Below are 23,573 nucleotides of genomic sequence, written 5' to 3'. Positions count from 1 at the left end.
TGTTTTTTAAAATTGAACGTTAATACCAAAATCTATCGTTCTGGACAACGGATACACGTTGTCTTGTGTAGTTGTGTTAAATAACGATATTGTTGCATTTGACGATGTAATACTTTCTGGGTCTAACCCAGGCCATTTGGTCCATGTGGCAATGTTATTTACCCCAAAGTTTAAAGATAACTGTTGAAGCCCCAATTTGGCAACGGTCTTTTGAGGCATGCTATAAGTTAATCTCATAGATTTTAACCTTGTAAACGAAGCATTATGAACCGATCTGGAATTGGGTCCTCTTTCTGCAACATAATTTCCACGAAAAGTTGCACTTTGATAAGGTGCGTTAGGATTGTCTGGTGTCCAAAAATCTGATTGAATTCCAGAAATATTATTTCTGTCCAGTCCATTAAGAGTTGTTATGATATTATTTTGAAAACCAAAATCGAATTCACGCCCCTGTGTAAACTGAAGTTCAACAAAAAGCGATAGGTTTTTATAGGTAAAAGTATTTGCCCAACCACCGTAATAATCGGGTTGTATATCGCCCAAAACTACACGGTCTTCTGGAGTTATGTAACCATTACCATCAACATCTTTGTATTTATATTTTCCTATAAAAGCTAAACTAGAATATCGTCGAAATGGTTGCCCTGACACTTGTGCTGCATTAGCGTTAAGTGCGTCTATTTCTGCTTGGTCTGAAAAAATGCCTTCAACTTCATAACCGTAAATAGCTCCTAAAGATGCCCCCTCTTGAATCTGATCTGGTGTAAAGGTTTCAAAAACACTGGCGTTATTTAATGATACTAGTTTATTTTTATTGGTGCTTACGTTTAAAACAGAATTCCAATTAAAACTATTGGTTCTTAAAATATCGCCGCCAATAACAATTTCCCAACCTTTGTTTTCTATCGAGCCTACATTTTGCCCCTGTCTAGTTGAACCTGTTTGCAAAGCAATACTAGGGAAAGCAATAAGGTCTTTTGTTTGTTTTTCATAATAAGCTACCGAACCCTTTAAACGGTTATTGAAAAACCCGTACTCTAAAGTAACGTCTAGTTGGTCTGTTGTTTCCCATTTAATCTTGCTATTGGCAATATCAACAGCTACCAGACCTACTTGACCATTGTAAACAGTACTGAACCCAAATAGGTCTGAACTGGCTTGATACGAAGGCACATAATACAAAGTTGATAGTGAGTTGTTACCTGTTCTACCATAGCTTAGGTTTAATTTAAGCTCATTGACTATTTCAGAATCCTTTAGGAAGTTTTCGTTGGAAATACGCCAACTAGCCGCCGCCGAAGGAAAGAAGCCAAAGCGGTTATCAGGTCCAAATTTATCAGAGCCATCAATCCTAGAGGTAAAAGTTAGGTAGTATTTGTTGGCGTAATCATAGCTGGCCCTAAAGAAATAAGAATTAAGCAGATTTTCCTGAATGCTTTCAAAATTACCAGATCTTGCCAAGGCATTCCCTGGTAAGTTATTAGAATTATCATTAGAGAAACCTTCAAAAACAATACCCAATGCTTCTATTCTGCGCTTATCGAATTCTGTTCCCAAAATAGCATTAACAGTATGTTTTTCATTAAAAACCTTGTTAAAAGTTAAGGTATTTGTCCATGTACGATTGTCTACCAATGTATTACGAATAGATCGTCTTCCGTTACCGCCTTCAAACCTTAATGCTACCGAGGCATTGTCTTTGGATTCAGTTTTTAAATTAGAAAAGCCTAATTGTGATCGAAATGTTAAATTGTTAAATAATTTATATTCGGCAAAAATTTGACCGAATAAATTATCGCCTATCCGTTTGTTCGAAATAAAATCTCGACCTTGATAGGGGTTTGCTGTGGTTTCCGCCGGAGTAGTCTGATAAACAGATTGGTCTATAGCAATGGTAGGATTAAACATCATAGCCTGAAAACTGTTTACTCCACCAACTTTATCTTTAGATTTGGAATAATTAAAATTAATTCCCAAACGCAAATTATCTGTAGCTTTTATGTTTAGGTTAGCTCTCAAACCATCACGTTTAAAGGTGTTGCCTATAACCGTTCCTTCAGATTTCGTAGTAGAAGCCGAAAAGGAATAGCCTATGTTTTCTGCACCGCCGCTTACACCAATATGGTGGCTTGTGCTAATAGGGCTAGTATTTTGCAACAAATCCTGCCAATTGGTATCTGCCGTTCCAAAAAACTCACCAGGTAGTGGTTGTCCAAACCTCGAGATACGGGTATTATTTAAAACAGCATTGGCAAATGGGATGTTTAAAAAATTGTTCCCAGTAGCTTGAGCATCTAAGGTGTTTTGTGCTATAGTTTTCATAAAGCTACGATATTCTTGGGCGTCCATCCAATCAAATTCATTAACAGGACTTTGTATAGACACGTTTGAAGATACTGTAACTCGTGGCTTACGATTTCCTGGGCCTGCTTGTTTGGTCGTGATAATTATTACCCCGTTGGTGGCCCTAGACCCATAAATAGCTGCTGCTGAAGCATCTTTAAGTATATCTACACGCTCAATATCATTAGGGTCTATGGCTGTTAACGGATTGCTTTGGAATACACCTCCTTGTCCACCTGAAAAATCGCCCCTAACATTGTCTTGCGGTATAAAAGGTACGCCATCTATTATGTAAAGCGGTTGGGAATCACCCCTTAAAGAGCTTACGCCCCTAATATTTACAATAGCACCCGTACCTGGTTTTCCAGAAATTCTAGATACGCTCACCCCAGGTAATTTGCCTCCCAATAATTGGTCCACACTGGCTACTCCCTGTTGGGTTACCAGTTCTCGTGCATTTAATGATGATATATTACCTGTTACATCTTTTCGTTTTTTCGAGCCATAACCTATTAAAACTACTTCATCTAAAGTAGTAGTTGCTGCTTTTAAAGTAACATTTATAGTAGTTCTGTCTCCTACTACAATTTCTTGCGTAAAGAAACCTATACTAGAAAATTGTAATGTGGCTTTTTTACCTTTTTGTACCAAAATTTGATATTTTCCATCAAAATCTGTTGCAGTACCTTGGTTAGGGTACTCTTTGTAAATAACAGTTACTCCAGGTACTGGAATTCCATAAACATCAGTAATGGTACCACTTATTAAAACTGTATTTTGATCATACGCTACTTTTTTGGGGCGTAATCTAATGGTATTTTTTTTAGTTATTTCATAGTTATAATTACCAAAAGACAAGCTTTTTATTAATAAATCATGTGCTTTTACAAGTCCTTTTTTTACGCTTATTCTTGGTGCATTTTTAAAGGCATCAGATTTATAAGCAAACGTGTAGTCGGTTTGCTTTTTTATCAACTCAAAAACCTCCTCTACAGATAGTGATCTATCTTCTTCAATCGTAATTTTTAAACCTTGTGAAAAGGTATTTACAGGGCTAAATCCAAAAGTTAGAGTACAACATAAGAATATAAATGTTCTCATAATGAATGTGGCGAGCGTTTTCCTTTTGATTAAAGGGACGCTAATAAAATTAAAATTCATAAATTTGATTATTAATTGGTTAAAAATTTAATTAGTTAATGGTATTTGGGGAATGAAGGTTTAAATTGTCGAAGGTCTAAACTTCATCCCCTTTTTTATTTAATCAGTATCGTTTTTCCTTTAGTTTCAAATAGTACCGCTTCAGTATCTTGTAGTATCAATAATATATCATTAATACTTTGCTTTCTGTTGAAAGACCCGTTAAAAGCGGTTGATTTAACTGCTTTATTTTCGAATACAAACTCAACATCGTACCATCTAGATAGTACAACCATTATCTCTTGTAATGATTTTTCTTTAAATTTGAAAAAACCATTTTTCCAAGATATTTCATCAAAAACATCAACCTTTTTTATTGAAATATTTTTATCGTTGTAAATGGCTTGCTCATTTGGTTGTAAAAACTCTTTCGAATTACCATTGTTAACCAAAACTTTACCTTCTACCAAGGTTGTGTAGGTTTTATCTTCATCTTTATAAGCTTTAACATTAAATTCTGTACCCAACACTTCTACATATTTGTCTTTGTTTAGGACCTTAAATTTAGAGCCCTGGTGTTTATCACTTGAAGACACATCTAAATAAACTTCGCCGTAAAGCAATTCAATGGTACGCTCTTGACCTTTTATAAAAGATTTTGGATATTTAATTTTAGTATCAGAATTTAGCCAAATCTCTGTACCGTCAGCTAATACCATATTATATTCGCCTCCTCTAGGGATGGTTAAATAGTTATATGCTATTTCTTTATTTTTAGCTACGGCTTCATTATAAACTATTTTACCATCACTGCTTTCTATATTATCAATCGTAAATTCAGCCTCTTTATCAAGCACAATTTCTTTACCATCTTCTAAAGTTAAAATAGCTTTATCTGTTCCTGCACTAATTGTAATATTCTGATTATCAATATTTTCATTTTTATCTGTAGTTATATTAAAAAAAACAGATACTCCTAAAAGAATAGCTACAGAAGCTGCTATGGCATATTTTTTAAACCTTGAATTTAAAACCCTAACTTTTTTACGGCTATTAATTTTGTTTAATACGATGATTTTTGCTTTCTCCTTATTAAACAATTCAAGATTATAATTTAGGGCATAATTTAATTTAATGTATTCAATGAATAATTTTTCGTTTTTGGGCGTTTCTACCCAAGTAGAAAGTTGTTCCAATTCTTCTATATTAATAGAATTGGTAATAAACTTAACAATTAAATGTTCTATGTTTTTTTGGTTCATTTGTCTTTAAAACTAACTTTATTTTTTTGCTCTTTTTTTAATATTACGAAGCCAAATTTTCAAACCCTATAGTATTAACACTTTTTTTATTCATTTATAATTCTATTTTTGTAATTATAATTTAATATTCAATGAATTACACTGATAAGTTATTTTTATCTAAAGCTTTAAAAAAAGGAGATGAAAAGGCTTATTCGTTTTTATTAGACACCTATTACCATAAACTCTGTGTGTATGCCAATAGCTTAATAAATAATAGCTTAGCAGCAGAAGATATTGTGCAAAATGTATTTGTAAGGACTTGGGAAAACAGACACAAATTAAATGTTAACTATTCCATACAAAGTTATTTATACAAATCTGTTTACAACGAGTTTATAGATCAGTATAGAAAAAGTCAATCTGTATTAAGAATTGAAAAATTATATATTGACAACCTAAATCTGTTTGTAAATGAAGATGCTAAAGAAGAAAGGGAGTATTTAATAAAGTCTGCAAATGAGGTTATAAAACAATTACCGCCTAGGTGTAAAGAAATTTTTGAATTGAGTAAAAAGGAAGGGCTGTCTAATATAGAAATTTCTGAATATTTAAATATTACCATTAAAACCGTTGAAGCTCAAATAACTAAAGCCTTCACCATTTTAAGGATGAAACTAAAAAATAAACCATCTGCCTTTTTTATGTTTTTCTATAAAATAGCGACGCGGTAGTATTATTAAAACCCAAATCTAGGGTTTACAATTGCGCTGTAAATAGAGCCAAAAGAATAATTTAACCCAATAGACATAGAAAAACGATAACCAGAACCCACTTGCTGTTGGCGTAATAATAGTTCGTCTAAACTTAAATCGCCACCAGCCAGATTAACTTGATTGTTTGTTATGGCATAATTACCATATATATTAAAAGAAAAACCTTTAAATATCCTAACATTGGTAGACAAGTTAAAATTAAGAGCATGTAACGAGGTGTCTTCTAAAAAACTTCGATAACTTACTTCTCCAGAAAACGAGCCCCACTTTTGTTGCATACTCCCATTTAAATTAAGTTCATGTTCCCATAAAAACTCTTTGTCTTTTAAAAAAATGGTGCGCTCTTTATAATTGTTATGTATGCCACCTATGCGATAAGACAAGGTTAATTGTTTTTTTGTTGACAATTCATAGGGGAAAAAACTATACTCTATTGCTGGCTTTAAACTTCCGTAGAAAGAAAGATTTGTATAATCTGAAGCTCCAACTTCGGCAAATAAACCCAACGACCAAAGCTTTCCTACACTAAACACATCACTCATCAAAATTTGAGAGGTACGATTGTTTGCTGTAATGACTGTTTCGCCAAAAGTGAATTTAGATTTATCACTATTTATACTTGACCTTAAGAAAAATTTATTTTTTTCAGTTACGTGTTTAGCCGAAAAATTAGCACCTAAATTACTTCTTTCTGATGTTTCTTCGCCACTTAAACGCCCATTTACACCAATATTAAACACCCATTTGTTCCAAGAATCTTTAGTTTCTTCTAGTTGGGTTGTCTCTACTACAGTAGAATCTTTAGCATTTGTAACAGTAATACGAGAATTTTTGTGTTTTTGAGCCCAAAAAACAGTTAAAGCAGTTATTAATTGGTCTGCCATTTGTTCTCTTGTTTCTACTAATGTATTTGTTGGTGCCGTAGAAAATGTAATTTTATTAAAAAGATTTTTATAAACACCTAGACCAGATAGCTCTAACTCATAAGATTGCCCTCCACTTCCTGTAGTTTGACGGCGTACTAATACGTGTACGTCTGCATTTTTTTGATCTCTTACAAAAGACAAATAATGAAGCTTTTGAGTAAAATAATCGGTATCGCAACTACGGCAATCTAAAAAGACTTTTAATTTTATTTCTGATGAAGGAGCTTGACCTTTTACCCCATATGAGATTAAGGCAATGACAATAATTAAAACTTTTTTCATCTTTTAGATTATTTAGTCTATTGTGTTATTAATAAAGCGCTACCAATTCGAATGAAATAAAAGAATTATAAATGAGTGAAATTAATACCCGATAGCCATTTTTTATTATCTAATTAAAGGTTAAAACCCTGAAATTTCATTACAGTTACTTTAGTTTCTATAAACTTTATAAGAGTGTGTTGTCATTTCGACAGAGCAGTCCCGATGGCTATCGGGAGAGTGACGAGAAATCTTACAGAAGTAGAGATTCCTCTTCGTGCCTCATTCGGAATGACAAACCATTCTCTAAAAAGAATTGTATTCTTTTGTTTAAAACTACGACTTCCAATCTATAGTGGTTTATTTATCTAGGATCTACCATCCATTTATAACCACCTCGGTCTGTGAAAAATAATTTTTCTTTATTTTTCTTTAACCACTTTTTCCATTGTTTGGTTGTGCTAAAATCTTGAGTGGTGTATTTTTTTAAAAGTTTTTTTGCTAGTTCTGCATCCGTATCACTATCTAACATACTTACACATTTTTCTAAAAATGCCATATCATTATTCGCAATACCTAGTGACTGTACATCTTTATCAATAACAATATTTTTATATGCTCTTCCATTGCTGTCTTTTCCTTCTATAAGACCTAAATACCCGATGTTATCTTCGTAATAGCTTAAGTATGCATTCCAATCATCAACATATTTTTCAATAATCTCTTCAGGAACGCTTTTTAGATGCTTTGTCCTGTCTGGAAACTTTGAATCTCGTCTTAATAGATATTTGTCAAAATCTTTTGGTTTTCCAGCCAATTCTCTAATTTTTGCTGCATTATAATCGTTGTGCAAATGCTGATAAAAGTTCATTTCATTAGCATACCCTTTATCCGAAACCTTGTAAATAGCATCTAAAGCTTCAAGTCTGTGTGGTGCTTTTCTCTTTACAAAAGGTTTTTGCCCTTTAAATTGTGCCATATAATGAATGGTATTTATTAAAGCTAACTTTCCGGCTTGTGTTAAATGCCTTGGGTCTGCTCTATAACCCCATTGAAAGAAATTACCGTGTCTTCCCAATGCTACTGCATTTACCGATTTAATACAAGGGCCACCAGAAATTTCTTCTGCATCAGGAGAATCTCCAAAACCTGGGTTTGCAACAATTCCAGGAGGATAGTCTTTTAAATGATCAACATTTTGCATACGCACCATTGGTACTTCGTCTTTAGATAAATCTTTACCACTGTAATAGCTAAAAACGCCCGGGTTATGCTTTCTTCCTTCAGTAGATAAATCGACTTTATATGGAGTATTAAAAATGGGGTGTTGCTCTTTTATATTAAAAGCGTGCGATTCTAAACAATTACATAACCAGTCTATTTTGCTCTTCCTGTTCCAAACTATGGCACCACCAGGTCCTGCAATAAATACTGTGGCGGCATCATAATCATCACTAATAAAATCTGGTCCTTTAGGAAATAATTGGAAATATTTGCCTTTTGTTCCATCTAACCGTGGTGGTAGTGCATCAAAAATAGTGACGTCATACTTATCAGACATCGCCTCTTTGTAGTCTTCGCCATAAATTAAAGTAACACTATTAAAATATTGTTGTAAAAATTCGTGAAATACTTTGGCCCGCTCTTTTTTAACGTCTTCCCAAGTTTTTTTATTTCCTCCAAAATCATAACCATCATGTTTATCAGGGTTTTGCCCAATATATAGTATTTTTAGATTTGATTTTTTTATGGCCTGTTGTGCGTTGATACTGCCTAAACAGCAAAACACCAAAAATAGAATGGCTAATTTTTTCATTAGTAATGTTTTATTTAATTATTAAGGTTAACGGTTTTTTTATTTCGTTTGGTGGTAAACAGCTATATAAATCGCAAGCTTGAAAGTTTAATAGAGCATTTAACGCTAATTCACCTTTTGGAGCATCAGGAGTATTTACTTCATATACAAATACGAGTTCTCCTTTATAAACCATAATGTTTGGGTCTGCAGCATAACCGTGAACATTTGGTTCTTTAATTAATTTAAAAGATAGTTTATTACTAGCTGATGATAATTCAAGCTCAGACATAATAAAATAACCGCCTTCTGGAACATAGGCATAAATATGCCAACCGTCGTGTATCTTAACTTTCACCACAGCATAGGCTTTTTCACCTGAAACAACTTCACTTTTAACAAGCGTTGCACTCATAGTTACAGGTTTTTCCTTACTGGTTTCGGTTAAAGACATAGTGCCAGCAACAGCTGCTATTTCTTCTTCTGTTGGTTGCTGTGCAAAATTAAATTGAACAAATACCACAACTAATAAAACTGTGATATTGGTTCTTTTTATAAGGCTGTTCATTTTTTTATATGTATTTAACCCGTTGTGTATTTACTGTTTTTATAAACTGTTGCTACTCTCCAAACAATTTTTCTAAAAGCTCATCTAATTTATCGCCACGAATATCAGAGCCTGAACCAACAACTACACCATCTTGACCAATTAAAACCGTATGAGGAATTCCACTAACACCATATTGTTTTGAGTTTTCACCCTTAAAAGCTGTATAGTCTACAGTGTTTATCCAAGGTAAGTTTTCTTCTTTTGAAGCTTTTAAATACGCCTTTTCTTTGGTATCTAACGATAAGCCATAAACTTCAAAACCTTTAGGTTTGTATTCTTTATACACTTTCTTTAAATGTGGGAAAGACCCTCTGCAAGGGCCACACCAAGACGCCCAAAACTCTAATAAGGTGTATTTATTCTTTGCCACTACATCGCTTAATTTTATTGTTTCACCATCTATACTGGTAGCCACAACTTCTTTAAAAGGCTTTCCTACTCCAACCGATTTTTTCAATTTTTCTTTTTCTATACCTCTTAAATAACTATCTCTAACGTGATTTAAATAGGCATTCCCTTCACCTATTTCTTTTTCATACTCGTTAATAGTAGCTACTATTTTCTCAAAATTGTAATTTTCCCAGTCAGAATACCCATCCATAACAAAAAGCTTGGTTAATGCAGGGTAATCACCATTAATAACCGCTCTTTGTTTTTCTAACTTGAATTTATATGGCGCTCTTCGTTCTTCACTAACCGACTCTAGTGCAGTTCTGTGAGCCTTTGGGTTGGTAATATCTACACCTTCCATTGCCTTATCAAAAGCCTTTTTGGCAATATCATTTAAGTTTTGATACTCTTTGTCTGTTTTGTATCCATAAACAATGTTATGAACACCTGAGCCTGTAACATTAAATCCAGACTCATTATAAGATGCCTCGTAGTTTTGATTTTCTAAAATTAATTCGGTATAAGCTCTACCGTAATGTATTGCAGCTTTGGTTGGCTCTGTTATAGTACCGGTAATGGTAAATTTCCCATCTACAACATCGGCAATGGCGAGGGTGTCTAATTTGTAATTTGTCAATATTGCTTTTTCACCTTCAACAGGGCTACCTATAGTTCCGCTTATTGTATAACCCTTAGGCTCTGATGTACAGTTAACTAGCAGCACACCAAATAATAGGGTAAATAAAATGTTTTTAATGTTCATTTTTCTTTTTTTAAGGTTAGTTAAATAATTCTTTTAATGCTTTATCTAGTTTATCGCCACGCATATCTAAGTCAAGTATGGTTCCGTTTGCATCAACCAAGTAACTTGCAGGCACACCAGTTATTCCGTACATTTTTGCCACTGGACTTTTACGTGCCAGCAAATCTGAAGTATCAATCCAAGGAATTTCTTCTTCTTCGTATGCCTTGTCCCACATTGTTTTTTTATGGTCTATAGAGAAAGACACTATTTCGAAGCCTTTACTTTTGTACTTGCTATATACTTCTTTTAAATGTGGTATTGCCCCACGGCAAGGACCGCACCAGCTTGCCCAAAACTCTACCAATACATATTTATTCTTTTTAAGCACATCGCTTAAATTAAATTCTTTTCCATCGTGGTCTTTAGCGGTAAAGTTTTTTACTTGTTTGCCTACGCTAACAGAGTTTCTCATCTTCTCACTTTCAGCTGAAATTTTTCTAAAATGCTCTATGGTTTTTACCAGATGATGATCTGGTATTTTCTTTTTTAGTATTGCTAAACGTTCTGTACCGCTTGTATCGTCACCTCTATCGTAAAACAAAAGACCTTCAAATGCCACTAATGCTTTAACTATAGGGTTGGCATTATTATCGAAGACTGACTTTAAATAATCATCCTTAATTTTATTTACCTTACTATTTAATTCAAAATATTTTTTGCTTTGCTCTTTATTTTCATGGCTAAACCCTGGTTTATTGCCAAAGTCTACCAACTTCTTAAATGCATCGACATAGGTAGCGTGGTTTTTCCAAGCATTGAAAACATAGTAGTTGTATGTGCTTTCTAACAGAAAATTTCTGCCTTCTTTTAAGGTTAGTGTATGGGTTCCGGGTTCTATAACAATGCTACCTTTACCTTTCAAATCATCGCCATCATAAACTGCCCAACCACCTTTTAAAACTGTTTCTACATCGCCCGAAATGGTAAATTTACCATCTTTAATTACGACACCTTCTGTCTCGGTATGATCTCCAATGTTAACAGGGTCATAATAGCCCAACTTAGCAGTTAAGCCATTGTATCTTTCAAAACCAGTTGCATTAATGGTGTATTTGCCAGAGTTTTTAATCTTTATCTTATTATTAATCATTTCAAAAGTCTTATCGTAACCAGATACATCATTTCCTCTCGCTTTTGAAATTTCCATACTAAGCTTAAAGTACTGTAATGCTTTTTCCAATTGATTGGCTTCAAAATAACCTCTACCAAGCGATGAATATGCCATAGGAGCTTGTTGATGATTTTCTTCAACAATTTCATTACAAAGCTCAACAATATACTGCTCTAATTCTTCGTTATGCAGGAAAAACTTAGACCCTTCGTTAAAAACAGGACTGTATTTTAATGATTTGTCATCACTATATTTTTTTAAATATGCTTTAGATTGAGTTACAAAACCAGCATAATCTTTTTTATCAAACAGTAATGCTGTTAGCTCTAGAGTTTCCTCAATTTTTTCTTTAAAATTGTATCCAGATGCTTCAATAGCTGTATGTAATTCTTCAAAATCTTTTTTGTTTCTTTTTAACTCATAAGCTTTGTTAATAAGGTTCTTATAAAAATAGTTTTTAATAGTTTCTTCACCCAGAAGCTTTGAAAAAGCATCCTTATGTTTTAAAATTAAATTGTATGAAAAGCTACCTGAACTGTAACCACCTAATTGGTTCATTAAATTAAAAGTTTCTGAGGTAACTAATTCATCTTTCGATAGGGTGTTTATATATGCTTCGTATTTATCATTAAAAGGTAAACGTTTTTGTCTTAATTCTTTTAAATGGGCAGGCATATCTTTTTTTGCAATCTTATTTTCTTTAGCAATCAATTTGCCCAATTGTTTTGAAGGTTCTAATGCATCTTTGCCTCCGCTAATAAATGTTTCGGCATCCATAGAACCCACAAATTGATGTAAAAACTCACCATTAGCATCTGCAAAAATATAAGTTGGGTATTGTTTTATACCATACTTTTTTGCCAATGCAATGCCTTCTCCTTTTTCAGCATCTATCTTATAATTTATAAAATTTGCATTGTAAAAAGTGCCTACATTTTCTAATGGAAAGATATTCTTTTCCATTACTTTACAAGGGCCGCACCAAGTGGTGTAAAAATCTATAAAAATAGTTTTGTTTTCTTGTTGAGCTTTGGCTTTAACACTTGCCCAATCGCCTTTTTCGAATTTAATTTGCGAAGTTGCTAAAAAGGGAGTTATCAGTGCTAAAAGAATGTATATATTTTTCATATTATAATTAAGTTTTATGAGGTGTTTAATGTTAGACTTCTTATTTGTATAGTAGTAATACGCAATTATAAGAATAAACTCTTACAAGTAATATGTTAAGTTTTTCTTAATAAATTTGATTCTTGAGTAAACATTATAAACTTGTTTTGATTTTTTACAAAATGATTCGACCTAATTCTAATAAGGATTTTATTGTTTTTTCCTATATTTTAGAATGCAACCAATAAATTGTTTTCAATTTATAATCAAGAAACTAATACTTATGAAAACTTTATACATATTGCTTCATTTACTTAGCTTTTATACTTTCTAAAAAACGAGCTATGCAATTGAAACTTCTACTTCTAGCAAAAATAAACCATCAAAATTTTTACCTATATTTTAACTTCTTGAAGTTTAACACTCTAACAACAATTACAAAAATTATTTAATGATTTGTTTATTAGCCTATAACATACTTTTAATTAAGAAACAACTATACAAACTATTAACTTTCATAAATATTAATTGGTAAAGCTTTAATTAAAAAAGGGGAGGGCAATCCCTCCCCTTTTTTAATGGAATAATATATTCAAATATTATTGTTCGTATCCAGGGTTTTGTTTTACTACATTCTGAGAAGTTTTAATTTCAGAAAACGGTATTGGAAAAACAAACTTATTTTCGTTAGATAATGTTGATTTAAAATCTGTAATTTTAATATTTCCTTGTGTATGATATCTCACTAGATCTATAAAAGTTTCGCCATTTTCATTATACAGCTCTAATAATTTCTCGTTACGAATAGCCTCTAATAGTTCTGCCTTTGTGGTAGGGCTAGCAGCTGGTAAACCAACTGCAGCTCTTGTTCTAACAGCATTTAAACTATTTAATGCAGTAGTAGATACTGCTGTACCTGATTCTGCTCTGGCTGCAGCTTCTGCATGAATTAAATAAACTTCTGCTAATCTCATATGAATATTTACAGCTCTAAATGGAGAAGCATGTCTAGATCCTTTTTCAGTATTAAACCTAGGGTCTGCTGCTGCATAAGTTTCATAATAAGTTCCAGTAATTCTAACTAGTGGAAATACAACACCAAATCTATCTTCTGATCTATCATTATAAGGGGCAAAAAATGTTCCACTAGATGTATTTGTTTTTGAAAAAATAGTTGCGTAATCTGCTGCAAATGATTTTGCTGTAGTTGTTAAAACTGTATTTGCTAAAGTTGCTGCTTCTGGATATTTTTGCATATACAATAATACTTTAGCTTTTATAGCCTGTGCAGCTTCTTTTGTTGCTTTATAACTTGGTCCTCCATTTGCTGGAGCATTGGCAATTGCAAAATCTAAATCTTCTAGAATTGCATCATAAGATTTTTGTACAGTTGACCTTTCATAGGCATTTCCGCCAACATTATTTTCGTTACGAATAACAATACCATAAGATGATGATAAATCCCAATGCTGACCAAAAACTCTAAGTGTTGTAAAGTTTGCAATAGCTCTTAAAAAACGAAACTCCCCTAATACCCTGTTTTTATCAGCATCACTAAAATCTTTAGTGTCAATTTTATTAATAACACTGATAGCAATATTTACTGCATATACTAATTCATATGCATTTGAATATATAGATTCAGCATTACTATCATTTATAACAATTGCATTTAAAAAAATGGTTTCTTTACCAAAGTCTTTTCCTGTAATACCAGCAGTACCTAAAGATGATGCCAAAGTAGCATATCCATCTTTTCTCAATCTAGAATAGACACCAGCCAAAGCCACATCAGCAGATTTTACATCTTTAATAGCCACTTCAGGAAGTACTAAAAACCCAGAATCAACATCGTCTAGTTTAACAGCTAAATCACAACTAGTTACAGTTATAAGAATAGCTAACAAGTATAAAATTTTATTTTTTAACATAATTTAAGTTCTTTAAAGATTAATATTAACTCCAAAAGTGTATGTTCTAATTAATGGATATACATTACTAGAAGATCCACTATTTGCCGTACTAATAGAATTAGTAAATCGACCATTTCCTACAGATTCTGGATCTAATCCTGGCCAGTTAGTCCAAGTGTAAATATTATTTGCCCCTAACGATAGCGTTAAATTACTAACACCAACTTTCTCAAGAGCTATTGAAGGCAAGTCATATGTTAAGCGCAATGTTTTAAAGCGGACGTATGAAGCATCAAATGTAGTATGTGAATAGGCTGGATTAAAGAAAAAATCATGATAACCAAAAACAGCTAATTGCTCTGTTCCTTCTAAATTAGTTGGAGACCAAGTATTATCTAAAGCACCTACAATATTGTTACTATCATAATTATTGTGTTGAGCTTTGCGTTCACTAAATCTGTCTACCATTTCATGTCCTTGCACAAATTGAAAATCGAAATATAAATTAAAACCTTTATAAGTCACAGAATTTGACCATCCTCCAAAGTAATCTGGTTGGCTATTGCCTAAAGCTATTCTATCATCTGTTGAAATAAATCCACTTTTATCTGCATCATGGTAAAGATATTGACCAATGTGTGCTGTACCACCACGAGGTAGGTAAGTTTGTCCTTTTGCAGCAGCAGCAGCATTTAATTTATCTGCCTGTGCTTGGGTTGAGATTATACCATTCGTTTTTAATCCCCATATGACACCCATAGGCTCTCCTTCTCTAAAAGCCGCTGGATTTCCATAACTAAATAGCGTAGCTTCATTAAAAGAAAGCAATTTATTTTTATTAAATGAAATATTAAAAGAAGAATTCCAATTAAAGTCTTTGGTTTTTATTACATCTCCATTTAATTCAAATTCCCAACCTTTATTTTCAATAGATCCAATATTTTGAAGTTGCAAGCTTGCACCAGTTTGTAGCGGTATTCTTCCAAAAGATAATAAATCTTTTGTTGTTTTTTTATAATATGCAATAGTACCGTTTAATCTATTTTTTAACATTGAAAACGTCAACCCTAAATCAATTTGATCAGTAATTTCCCAACGCACATCTTTATTGGCAATTCCTGTTGGTAGCAAACCAGGTACACCGTTATAGGTGCTTCCAATATAAAAATCACGATCTCTACCGTATAACAACTCATATTCAAAACTTTGTAAAGCATTGTTACCTACACGTCCTATACTTGCACGTAATTTTAAATCGTCTATTAGTTCTGAATCTTTCAAGAAATCTTCACCCGAAATTCTCCAAGCTAAAGCTGCAGAAGGGAAAAGTCCCCATCTGTTATTAGGTCCAAATTTATCTGAACCATCAAAACGCCCTGTAAAAGTAGCATAATACTTAGAATCATAATTATAATTAAAACGCCCAAAAAATGAATTTAATACGGATTGTTGAAAACCTTCATTTGTATTACGAGTATCTAAAGTTTGACCAGGTATTTGGGCTGTAATATCATCATTATATCCCCTAAAAGCAATACTACTTTGTTTTAAAATTCTAACATCCCAAGCATTACCTACTACTGCATTTAAGTTATGCTTTTCTTTAAATACTTTATTATATGTTACTGTATTGGTAAGTGTTGTATTGGTTATTTCTGTGTTAATAATTTGTCTAGTTGCTTGAGAAGGACCAAATGCTTCAACCAATGTGCGTTGTAATAAATTGTCATTAGAAACATTAACAGCAAGATCAGATTTAAACTCAATACCATTAGCTATTTTTATCTTTGCAAATACATTAGCAATTGCATTATAAGATTTGGAAAGTCTAGTAATTTGCGAATACCCAAAAGGGTTAGCAGGAGTTCCAAAAGGTCCCTGAATTTTATCATCTACTCCAATGGTAGGGTTAAAAATTATATTTTCGTAACTACCTGCAAATGAACTTTCATCTTTATTATAATTATAACTAAGAGAGGTACCAAGAGTTAGCCACTTTTTGGCATCTAAATCTAAGTTCATTCTTAAACCATAACTGTTTAATTTATTATTAATAAATAATCCATCTTGCGTTTTTGCATAGGCAGAAACGGCATAAGAACTTTTTTCAGAACCCCCAGTTATACCTATGTTGTAGTTTTGAGTTAACGGACTTTTTTGTTCAAACAAATCTATCCAATCTGTATCTGAAGTCCCAAAGTATCCAGCTCCTGAAGGATCTGGTGTTCCCCAGAAACTAACTCTTTTATTATTAAGAATTTGATTTGCAAAGTTTGTGTTTAAGGAAGCGAAACCAGGTATATTCTTATCTGCATAAAGCGTATTTTGAGCTACAGTTTCCATATACTTGCGGTATTGTGCTGCATTCATTAACTCATATCTTTTAACAGGTGTATTTACTGAAACATTATAAGAAAAGTTTACTTGAGCCTCTTGATTCTTTTTACCTCGTTTTGTTGTAACAATAATTACCCCATTGGCAGCTCTAGAACCATAAATAGCAGCTGCAGAAGCATCTTTAAGAATATCAACACTTTCAATATCGCTAGGATTTAATGCTAGTAAAGGGTTTGATCGTTCAACATTTCCAAGTCCAAAACTTTCTCCTACATTATCTCTAATGATAATTGGAACACCATCTATAATATACAATGGTTGATTATCTCCTCTAAAAGAACTTACACCTCTAATATTAACAATAGCACCAACTCCAGGTTTACCACCTATTTGGGTAGCTAAAACACCTGTTGCTTTACCTCCTAATAACTGGTCAAAAGAAACTACAGCTGGAGAGGTTACTAATTCACGCTGTTTAATTGTTGTAACACTACCTGTTAAGTCTTTACGTTTTACAGTACCATATCCAACAACTACAATTTGGTCTAAAGATGTTACAGCTTCTTTTAACACAACATCTACAGTAGTTCTATTTTCTACAACAATTTCTTGGGTAAAGAAACCAATACTTGAAAATTGTAGTGTAGCTGTTTTATCTTTTTGTATTAAGATTTGATATTTACCATTAAAATCTGTTGCGGTACCTTGGTTTGGGTATTCTTTATAAATAACTGTAACTCCTGGAACAGGTTCTCCAGTAACATCTTTTACAACTCCTTTTATTAATAACGTACTTTGTGCAAAAGATTTTTTAATTTCTTTTTCTCTAATTATAATAGTGTTTTTAGAATCAAAAAAAGCGGCAAAGTTACCTTTTGACAACACAATGTTTAATAACTTGTTTGCTTTTATGACTCCTCCTTTAATAAGTATTTTAGGGGAATTTTTAAACAAATCTTCTTGATAGATAAAATTATATTCTGTTTGACTTTTAATGAGGTTAAAAACCTCATCAATCGTTACTATTTTTTCTTTGTCTATATTTATTTTAGCGTTTTGCGATAATAAATTACCGTTGCTAAAACTAAATAGTGTTGTGCAAAATAAGAGTATAAATATTCTCATAAGATTTGTGTAAAACCTTTTTGAAAACAAAAAGGAATTAGTTAATTTAATTTCCATAAATTTACATTTTAGTTAGTTAAACATTATTAATTAATTAAGATTTATAAAAGGGGTTATGAAGCCTTATTCCTGCAAGTCTAAACTTCATACCCTTTTTTCTATTTTAGTATTATTTTATCTTTTTTTATTTCATAAGATTTTACAAATTTTGTGTTTTTAATTGCTACTAGAATTTCTTCTATATTTTGTTTTTTTCTAAAAATACCGTTGAATTTAACTTTTTCTAGCGCTTTGTTTTCAAAAACAAAATCGATATCATACCATTTGCTTAATACTGTCATAATTTCTTTAAGCGTTTTTTTTTCAAAACTAAAAATTCCGTTTTTCCAAGAAATTACATTATAAACATCAACAGTTTTAATTTCTATAGTTGGGTTATTAACATTTATAATAGATTGCTGCCCAGGTTTTAAAATACTTTTATTTATTTTATTAGAAACCTCTATTTTTCCTTCTACTAAAGTAGTATAAGATGTATTTTCGTCTTTATAAGCTTTAACATTAAATTCTGTTCCTAAGACTTCAATTAGTTGATTGTTATTGCGTACTTTAAATTTAGATCCGTTATGGTTTTTACTAGACGAAACGTCAAAATATGCTTCTCCGTAAACAAGTTCTACTGTTCTATCTTTTTCTTTAACAAAAGATTTTGGATATTTTATTTTAGACTCTGAATTTAGCCAAACTTTAGTTCCATCAGACAATTCAACTTGAAATTGACCTCCACGAGGTATTGTAATATAGTTATACGCTATCTCTTTAGTTTGTTTTGAGCTTTTAGAATAAACTAAACTTTTACCATTACTTTTTAAATTCTTTAATTCAAAATTTTTCCCTTTTTCTAACGGAATAGTTTTTCCATCCTCTAAGGTAAGTATTGCTTTATCTGTACCAACCGCAATATCATTTGTAATTTTTGGTGAAACAGTATTCATATTATTTTGAGTTCCAAAAAATATAGATAAAGATATTAGTATTAATATTGAAGCAGCTGCAGCATATTTCCAATAATTCTTTTTCTTTTTAGTTTTGTTTATATGTTGTTCTAGAGTATTCCACACCTTATCTTTACTAACATAGGTTGTGTTCTTTATTTCTTCTATAGAGAAATTAATAGCCACATATTCTTGAAACAACAACTTATTGTTGCCTTCCGTTACCCAAACAACTAACTGCTGTATTTCATCAGTTTCTATCTGATTTGTACAGTACTTTATAATTAATATTTCAATTTTTTTTTCAATCATTTTTTAACCTTATTATAACCATTACGCTTATTTTTAAAAATACCCTTACATTAATTTCTTAAATATCTAATTTTTTTTTCTAGTTTTACGCAAGTTATATTTTATGAAGAAAAATAGAGAGAATAATAAACTTATTAAAAAAGCATTTAAAAGTGGAGATGAACAAGCTTTTAAGTTCTTGTTCAATACTTATTATGATAAACTTACCAACTATGTAAATAGTTTTACAAATGATCCTCAAATAACAAAAGATTTAGTACAAGATTCGTTTATTAAACTATGGAATGTAAGAGACACTTTTGATTTAAAACAATCTATACCTGGATATTTATTTAAAACCGCCTATTTTACTTTTATAGATAATTATAGGAAACAGAAGCGTAAGTACCAAATACTAGACGACTTAGCTTATAAAAAACGATTAGATTTAATTTCTGAAGATTCTGATATTAAAGAGAAAAAATTAGAAAGTATTAGAATTGCTATTGAAGAGTTGCCTCCTAGATGTAAAGAGATTTTTAATATGAGTAAGTTTCAAGGATATAAATATACAGAAATAGCTGAAATGCTTAACATTTCTGTTAAAACTGTTGAAGCTCAAATGAGAAAGGCCTTTTCTATTATTAGAAAGAAAGTAGAAGAAAGAGTAAAAACAGTTTTCTTCTTTCTTTTTTATTTTAAGAACAAAATACAACGTCTAAGCTCAAAATAAAAACTATGAAGTAATAGAGCTCTAATAATTTTAGATTTTAGTTCGTGTGAGGTTTTTTATTCCTGTGTTTTTTATCGTTAATTTCCAATACAATATGCAATATTTACCTGTATTACTTGGTTTGTAGCTGTTTTGGTGTACTAAATATGTACACTTTTATTTTCTTTTAGCTTTTATTTAGTGGATAAATTTAATCTTTTTTTTAAAATACGAATCTAAAGGAGTTCGATATATTATTTATTGATAATCATTTAACTATGTGTTTTTTTGGTGCGTAGATGTCATTCTGGACTTACTATATTTGACTGGACAGTAAGATGAATTTTAAAAGGTCTAGGGATAATTCCAATCTCTGTTTTTTTTTGCAAAGATCAAAACTTTATTTGTATTCACTCACAATATTTGTGATTGAGCCAGTTTACTTTTCCGAGAGGTTAATTTTTTATAGGGTTTAATAATAAAACCATACTTTATTTTTTTTAAAGGTTTTATTTGATATTTTTTAAGAGGTTCTGCACCCCAACTATTATCGCCACCAACTCCCATTTGTTTGTAGTCTATGTTAATATTCACTAGTTTTCTTTTTGGAATTTGGTATGTGTGTTTCTGAATTTTTTTTCTTCCTTCATCAAAGTCACTGTTTAGTTGATGATGAGCACTAAAACCCAATAAATTTCTGTTTGAAAATATTTTTATTCCATTGCCTTTAGAGTTAGTGAAAGCAATCTCTCTAACGTCTGTTTTATATCCGTTTTCTTGTGGTCTAATATAAGGAAAATATAAGTCTTCAACTTTTGCTTGATAGATTCCAACTAAAGAAGCAGTGTTTCTATCTTGGTAGTTTTCGAAAGGCCCTCGTCCATACCAAGAGACATTTTTATACTGATTATTTAATACCAAGTTGTTACCTAAACGAGGTATGTTTGGTTCATTATTGTCTGTTGTAAGAAGGTTTGTAACTAATATTTCACCTTCGGGATTAATTGTGTAAGTTACTGTAATTTTACCATTAACAGCTGTAAGTTGGAAAACAGCTTCTATTTTTACATATTTATTTTTAATCTTTCCTTTTGAAATTATTTTTTGTTTTCCTTTTACATTATTAAAAATTTTGAAAGAAATAAGTTTTTGATTTTGTGTAGCCTTTTTCCAAACTTCCATTTTTTTAGGCATATTAAAACCATAATCATTATCTGTACTAGCACGCCAAAAATTTGGAGTAATAGGTGATTGAAGTATGTTACCATTACCATAATTAATATTATAAAGCTGCCCAGTTATTAAGTCAAAACTAATTTTAAAATCTTCACCATTTATAGTTGTTGAATTGGAAGTACTATTAATAATAATAGTTCCAGTCTTGTTTTTTTCAAATTTATTAAGGGGATAATTTGTTAGTTGAAATTCTCCTGTAGCAACTTTGTGACTAGTCTTTAATAACCCATAATCTTGTTTAAGTTTTGCTTCAAGATGAAGGTAATACTCTTTGTTTTTAGGAATTTTAGGCAAGTTAATTAGATAATTACCTAGTGTTCTAGCAGGCAAGTTTAAATTCTTTAAACTCCCTTTTTTTACAATGATTCCATTTTCTAATAATTTCCAATTAATTTCAAATTTATTTAAATTAATAAAATCATAACCATTGTAGATAGAGAGTACTTTATTTTTCTTATTAAAATCTTTAAACTTTATGTATTGGTACACTTTTTTTACTTCCCAAAGTGCAGGGTGAGGTGTTCTGTCTGGGTTTACTAAACCATTTAAACAAAAATTTTTGTCATTTTGAAGGCCTTGACCTCCTAGATCACCTCCATAAGCATAAAAAACTTCTCCTTTTGCATTTTTAGTTTTTAAGCCCTGATCTGCCCAATCCCAAATAAAACCACCTTGAAGCACATCATACTTTTCAATTACATTCCAATAGTCTTGAAGATTGCCAACACTATTACCCATTGCATGAGCATATTCACATTGAATATATGGGAGCTTAGGATTGTTTTCAGCATATTTTATCATAGATGGTATCCGTTCATACATTGGAGCATAGATATCTGTATTACTATATTTTTTTGCTCCTTCATATTGTATTGGTCTAGTTTTATCTGAAGACTTAAGCCAATTATAAGTAGTAAAAAAATTCATACCATTACCAGCTTCATTTCCTAAAGACCAAGTAACAATACAGGCATAGTTTTTATTTTTTTCGTACATTCTTATTGTTCTATCTAAATGCATGGCTTTCCATTTAGGTAGATAAGCTGGATGAATGGCTTGCTTTTCTAGATCTTTGTCTAAACCTTGATTTGTGGCTCCCATACCATGAGTTTCAATATTTGCTTCATCAATAACATAAAATCCGTATTTATCACACATTCTATAAAAATGTTCGTCTTTTGGGTAATGGCTACATCTGATGGCATTTATATTAAATTGTTTCATTAAGGTAAGATCTTTCAAAGTAAGTTTCTCTTTAATAACATGACCTGTTTCTTCATCATGATCATGCAGATTAACACCTTTTAGGTAAACAGGAATGCCATTGATTAAAAATTGACTATTTTTTATTTCAATTTTTCTAAATCCTATTTTATGGCTTATGGTTTCTACTATGTTTCCTTTTGAGTCTAATAAGGTAATTAAAAGAGTGTAAAGGTTTGGTGTCTCTGCCGACCATTTTTTAACGTTTTTTATTACGTTTGAAAAAGATATTTTTGTTTTATCACCAGAGAGGATAACCTCTTTCTTAGCCAAAGAAAAACACTCATTCTCATTATCAAAAAGTTTAATTTTTGCGGTGTAATTCTTTGCTGGTATTCCTGTTGAATTTCTAAGTTTTAAATCACATGAAAATAGTCCATTCTTGTAATCTTTATCTAAATTTGAAATACATTTAAAGTCGTAAAGTGCTACTTTGGGCATAGCAAATAAATACACATCTCTTTCAATACCGCTTAATCTCCAAAAGTCTTGATCTTCCATATAACTAGCATCAGACCAACGATAAACTTCTACTGAGATTGAGTTTTTACCTTTGTTAATGTATTTTGAGATGTTATATTCTGCAGGAGTCTTACTACCTTCATTGTATCCAACTAGCTTGCCGTTTACCCAAATATACATTGCACTTCGAACGCCTCCAAAATGGACATATATGTCCTTTTTATCCCAATTTGAAGAAATAAAAAAATCTTTTTTATAACTACCAACAGGATTATAATCATGATCTATATAGGGAGGGTTTGTAGGAAAAGGGTAAGTAATATTAGTGTAAATAGGTATGCCATAGCCTTCTATTTCCCAATTTGCGGGAACAGTAATATCATCCCAATTTGATACATCATAACTGTTTTGGTAGAAATATTGTGGACGTTCAGAAGGCTTCTTTACCCAATTGAATTTCCATATACCATTTAAGGATTGATAAAAAGGAGATTTTTCATATTTTTTTCCAGTAAGAGCATTTTTCTCTTTCAAATGTCTATAAAATGTAGCGTGTGGATATTCTCTATTGATTTGAAAAACTTCTGGGTTTTCCCAGTCTAGAAGTTTTTGACTAAAAGACAATATGCTAGAAAAAAGTAATATTATAAGTAATGAAACGCTTTTTTGTTTTATAGTTAGAAGTAAGGTTAATTGGTTTAATTTATTATTTTTCATTTCATTTGATGTGTTTA

13 protein-coding genes are annotated in these 23,573 nt (G+C 31.5%); 2 read left to right on the top strand and 11 right to left on the bottom strand.

Annotation, left to right across the window (positions count from 1 at the left end; translation table 11 throughout):
* Positions 1-6: 6 nt before the first annotated feature.
* Both ACY2RX_RS07670 and ACY2RX_RS07665 read right to left on the bottom strand, forming a co-directional pair.
* On the bottom strand, positions 7-3,444 hold the full coding sequence (locus ACY2RX_RS07670) for a SusC/RagA family TonB-linked outer membrane protein (protein WP_490103379.1): 3,438 nt from the start codon (positions 3,442-3,444) through the stop codon (positions 7-9).
* Between the two features lie 155 nt (positions 3,445-3,599).
* On the bottom strand, positions 3,600-4,745 hold the full coding sequence (locus ACY2RX_RS07665) for a FecR family protein (RefSeq protein WP_490103378.1): 1,146 nt from the start codon (positions 4,743-4,745) through the stop codon (positions 3,600-3,602).
* 131 nt (positions 4,746-4,876) lie between these two features.
* On the opposite strand from ACY2RX_RS07665, the gene ACY2RX_RS07660 reads away from it, so the two are divergent.
* Positions 4,877-5,458, top strand: coding sequence for an RNA polymerase sigma factor (locus ACY2RX_RS07660; protein WP_490103377.1), 582 nt, complete (start codon positions 4,877-4,879; stop codon positions 5,456-5,458).
* Between the two features lie 5 nt (positions 5,459-5,463).
* Here the strand turns inward: ACY2RX_RS07660 and ACY2RX_RS07655 are convergent, their stop codons facing one another.
* The 8 genes from ACY2RX_RS07655 to ACY2RX_RS07620 all read right to left on the bottom strand — a co-directional run bounded on the left by ACY2RX_RS07655 (position 5,464) and on the right by ACY2RX_RS07620 (position 19,187).
* Positions 5,464-6,708: a hypothetical protein gene (locus tag ACY2RX_RS07655; protein ID WP_490103376.1), complete on the bottom strand. Its 1,245-nt coding sequence runs from the start codon at positions 6,706-6,708 to the stop codon at positions 5,464-5,466.
* Positions 6,709-7,051: 343 nt separating this feature from the next.
* Positions 7,052-8,503: a hypothetical protein gene (locus ACY2RX_RS07650; protein WP_490103375.1), complete on the bottom strand. Its 1,452-nt coding sequence runs from the start codon at positions 8,501-8,503 to the stop codon at positions 7,052-7,054.
* Between the two features lie 10 nt (positions 8,504-8,513).
* On the bottom strand, positions 8,514-9,050 hold the full coding sequence (locus ACY2RX_RS07645) for a protein-disulfide reductase DsbD domain-containing protein (protein ID WP_490103374.1): 537 nt from the start codon (positions 9,048-9,050) through the stop codon (positions 8,514-8,516).
* Between the two features lie 52 nt (positions 9,051-9,102).
* Entirely contained in the window at positions 9,103-10,245 is a 1,143-nt protein-coding gene (locus tag ACY2RX_RS07640) for a redoxin domain-containing protein (RefSeq protein WP_490103373.1), read from the bottom strand.
* A 16-nt stretch (positions 10,246-10,261) separates the two neighbouring features.
* Positions 10,262-12,526 carry a thioredoxin fold domain-containing protein gene (locus ACY2RX_RS07635; protein ID WP_490103372.1) on the bottom strand — a complete coding sequence of 755 codons (2,265 nt, stop codon included), beginning with the start codon at positions 12,524-12,526 and terminating at the stop codon, positions 10,262-10,264.
* A 578-nt stretch (positions 12,527-13,104) separates the two neighbouring features.
* Positions 13,105-14,436, bottom strand: a complete 1,332-nt coding sequence (locus ACY2RX_RS07630; protein WP_490103371.1) for a RagB/SusD family nutrient uptake outer membrane protein — start codon at positions 14,434-14,436, stop codon at positions 13,105-13,107.
* A gap of 12 nt (positions 14,437-14,448) precedes the next feature.
* Positions 14,449-17,880, bottom strand: coding sequence for a SusC/RagA family TonB-linked outer membrane protein (locus ACY2RX_RS07625; RefSeq protein WP_490103370.1), 3,432 nt, complete (start codon positions 17,878-17,880; stop codon positions 14,449-14,451).
* A 158-nt stretch (positions 17,881-18,038) separates the two neighbouring features.
* Positions 18,039-19,187, bottom strand: a complete 1,149-nt coding sequence (locus ACY2RX_RS07620; protein ID WP_490103369.1) for a FecR family protein — start codon at positions 19,185-19,187, stop codon at positions 18,039-18,041.
* Positions 19,188-19,290: 103 nt separating this feature from the next.
* Here ACY2RX_RS07620 and ACY2RX_RS07615 point away from each other — a divergent pair, with 103 nt between their 5' ends.
* Positions 19,291-19,899 carry an RNA polymerase sigma factor gene (locus ACY2RX_RS07615; protein WP_490103368.1) on the top strand — a complete coding sequence of 203 codons (609 nt, stop codon included), beginning with the start codon at positions 19,291-19,293 and terminating at the stop codon, positions 19,897-19,899.
* 393 nt (positions 19,900-20,292) lie between these two features.
* Here ACY2RX_RS07615 and lacZ read toward each other — a convergent pair whose 3' ends face one another.
* The gene (gene lacZ, locus ACY2RX_RS07610) at positions 20,293-23,556 is read right to left on the bottom strand and encodes a beta-galactosidase, LacZ type (RefSeq protein ID WP_490103367.1); all 3,264 of its coding nucleotides are present in this window, start codon (positions 23,554-23,556) and stop codon (positions 20,293-20,295) included.
* Between the last annotated feature and the right edge of the window lie 17 nt (positions 23,557-23,573).

It is taken from the genome of Polaribacter sp. 2405UD43-2 (assembly GCF_058147125.1).
This window is presented reverse-complemented; position numbering and strand designations above follow the sequence as displayed.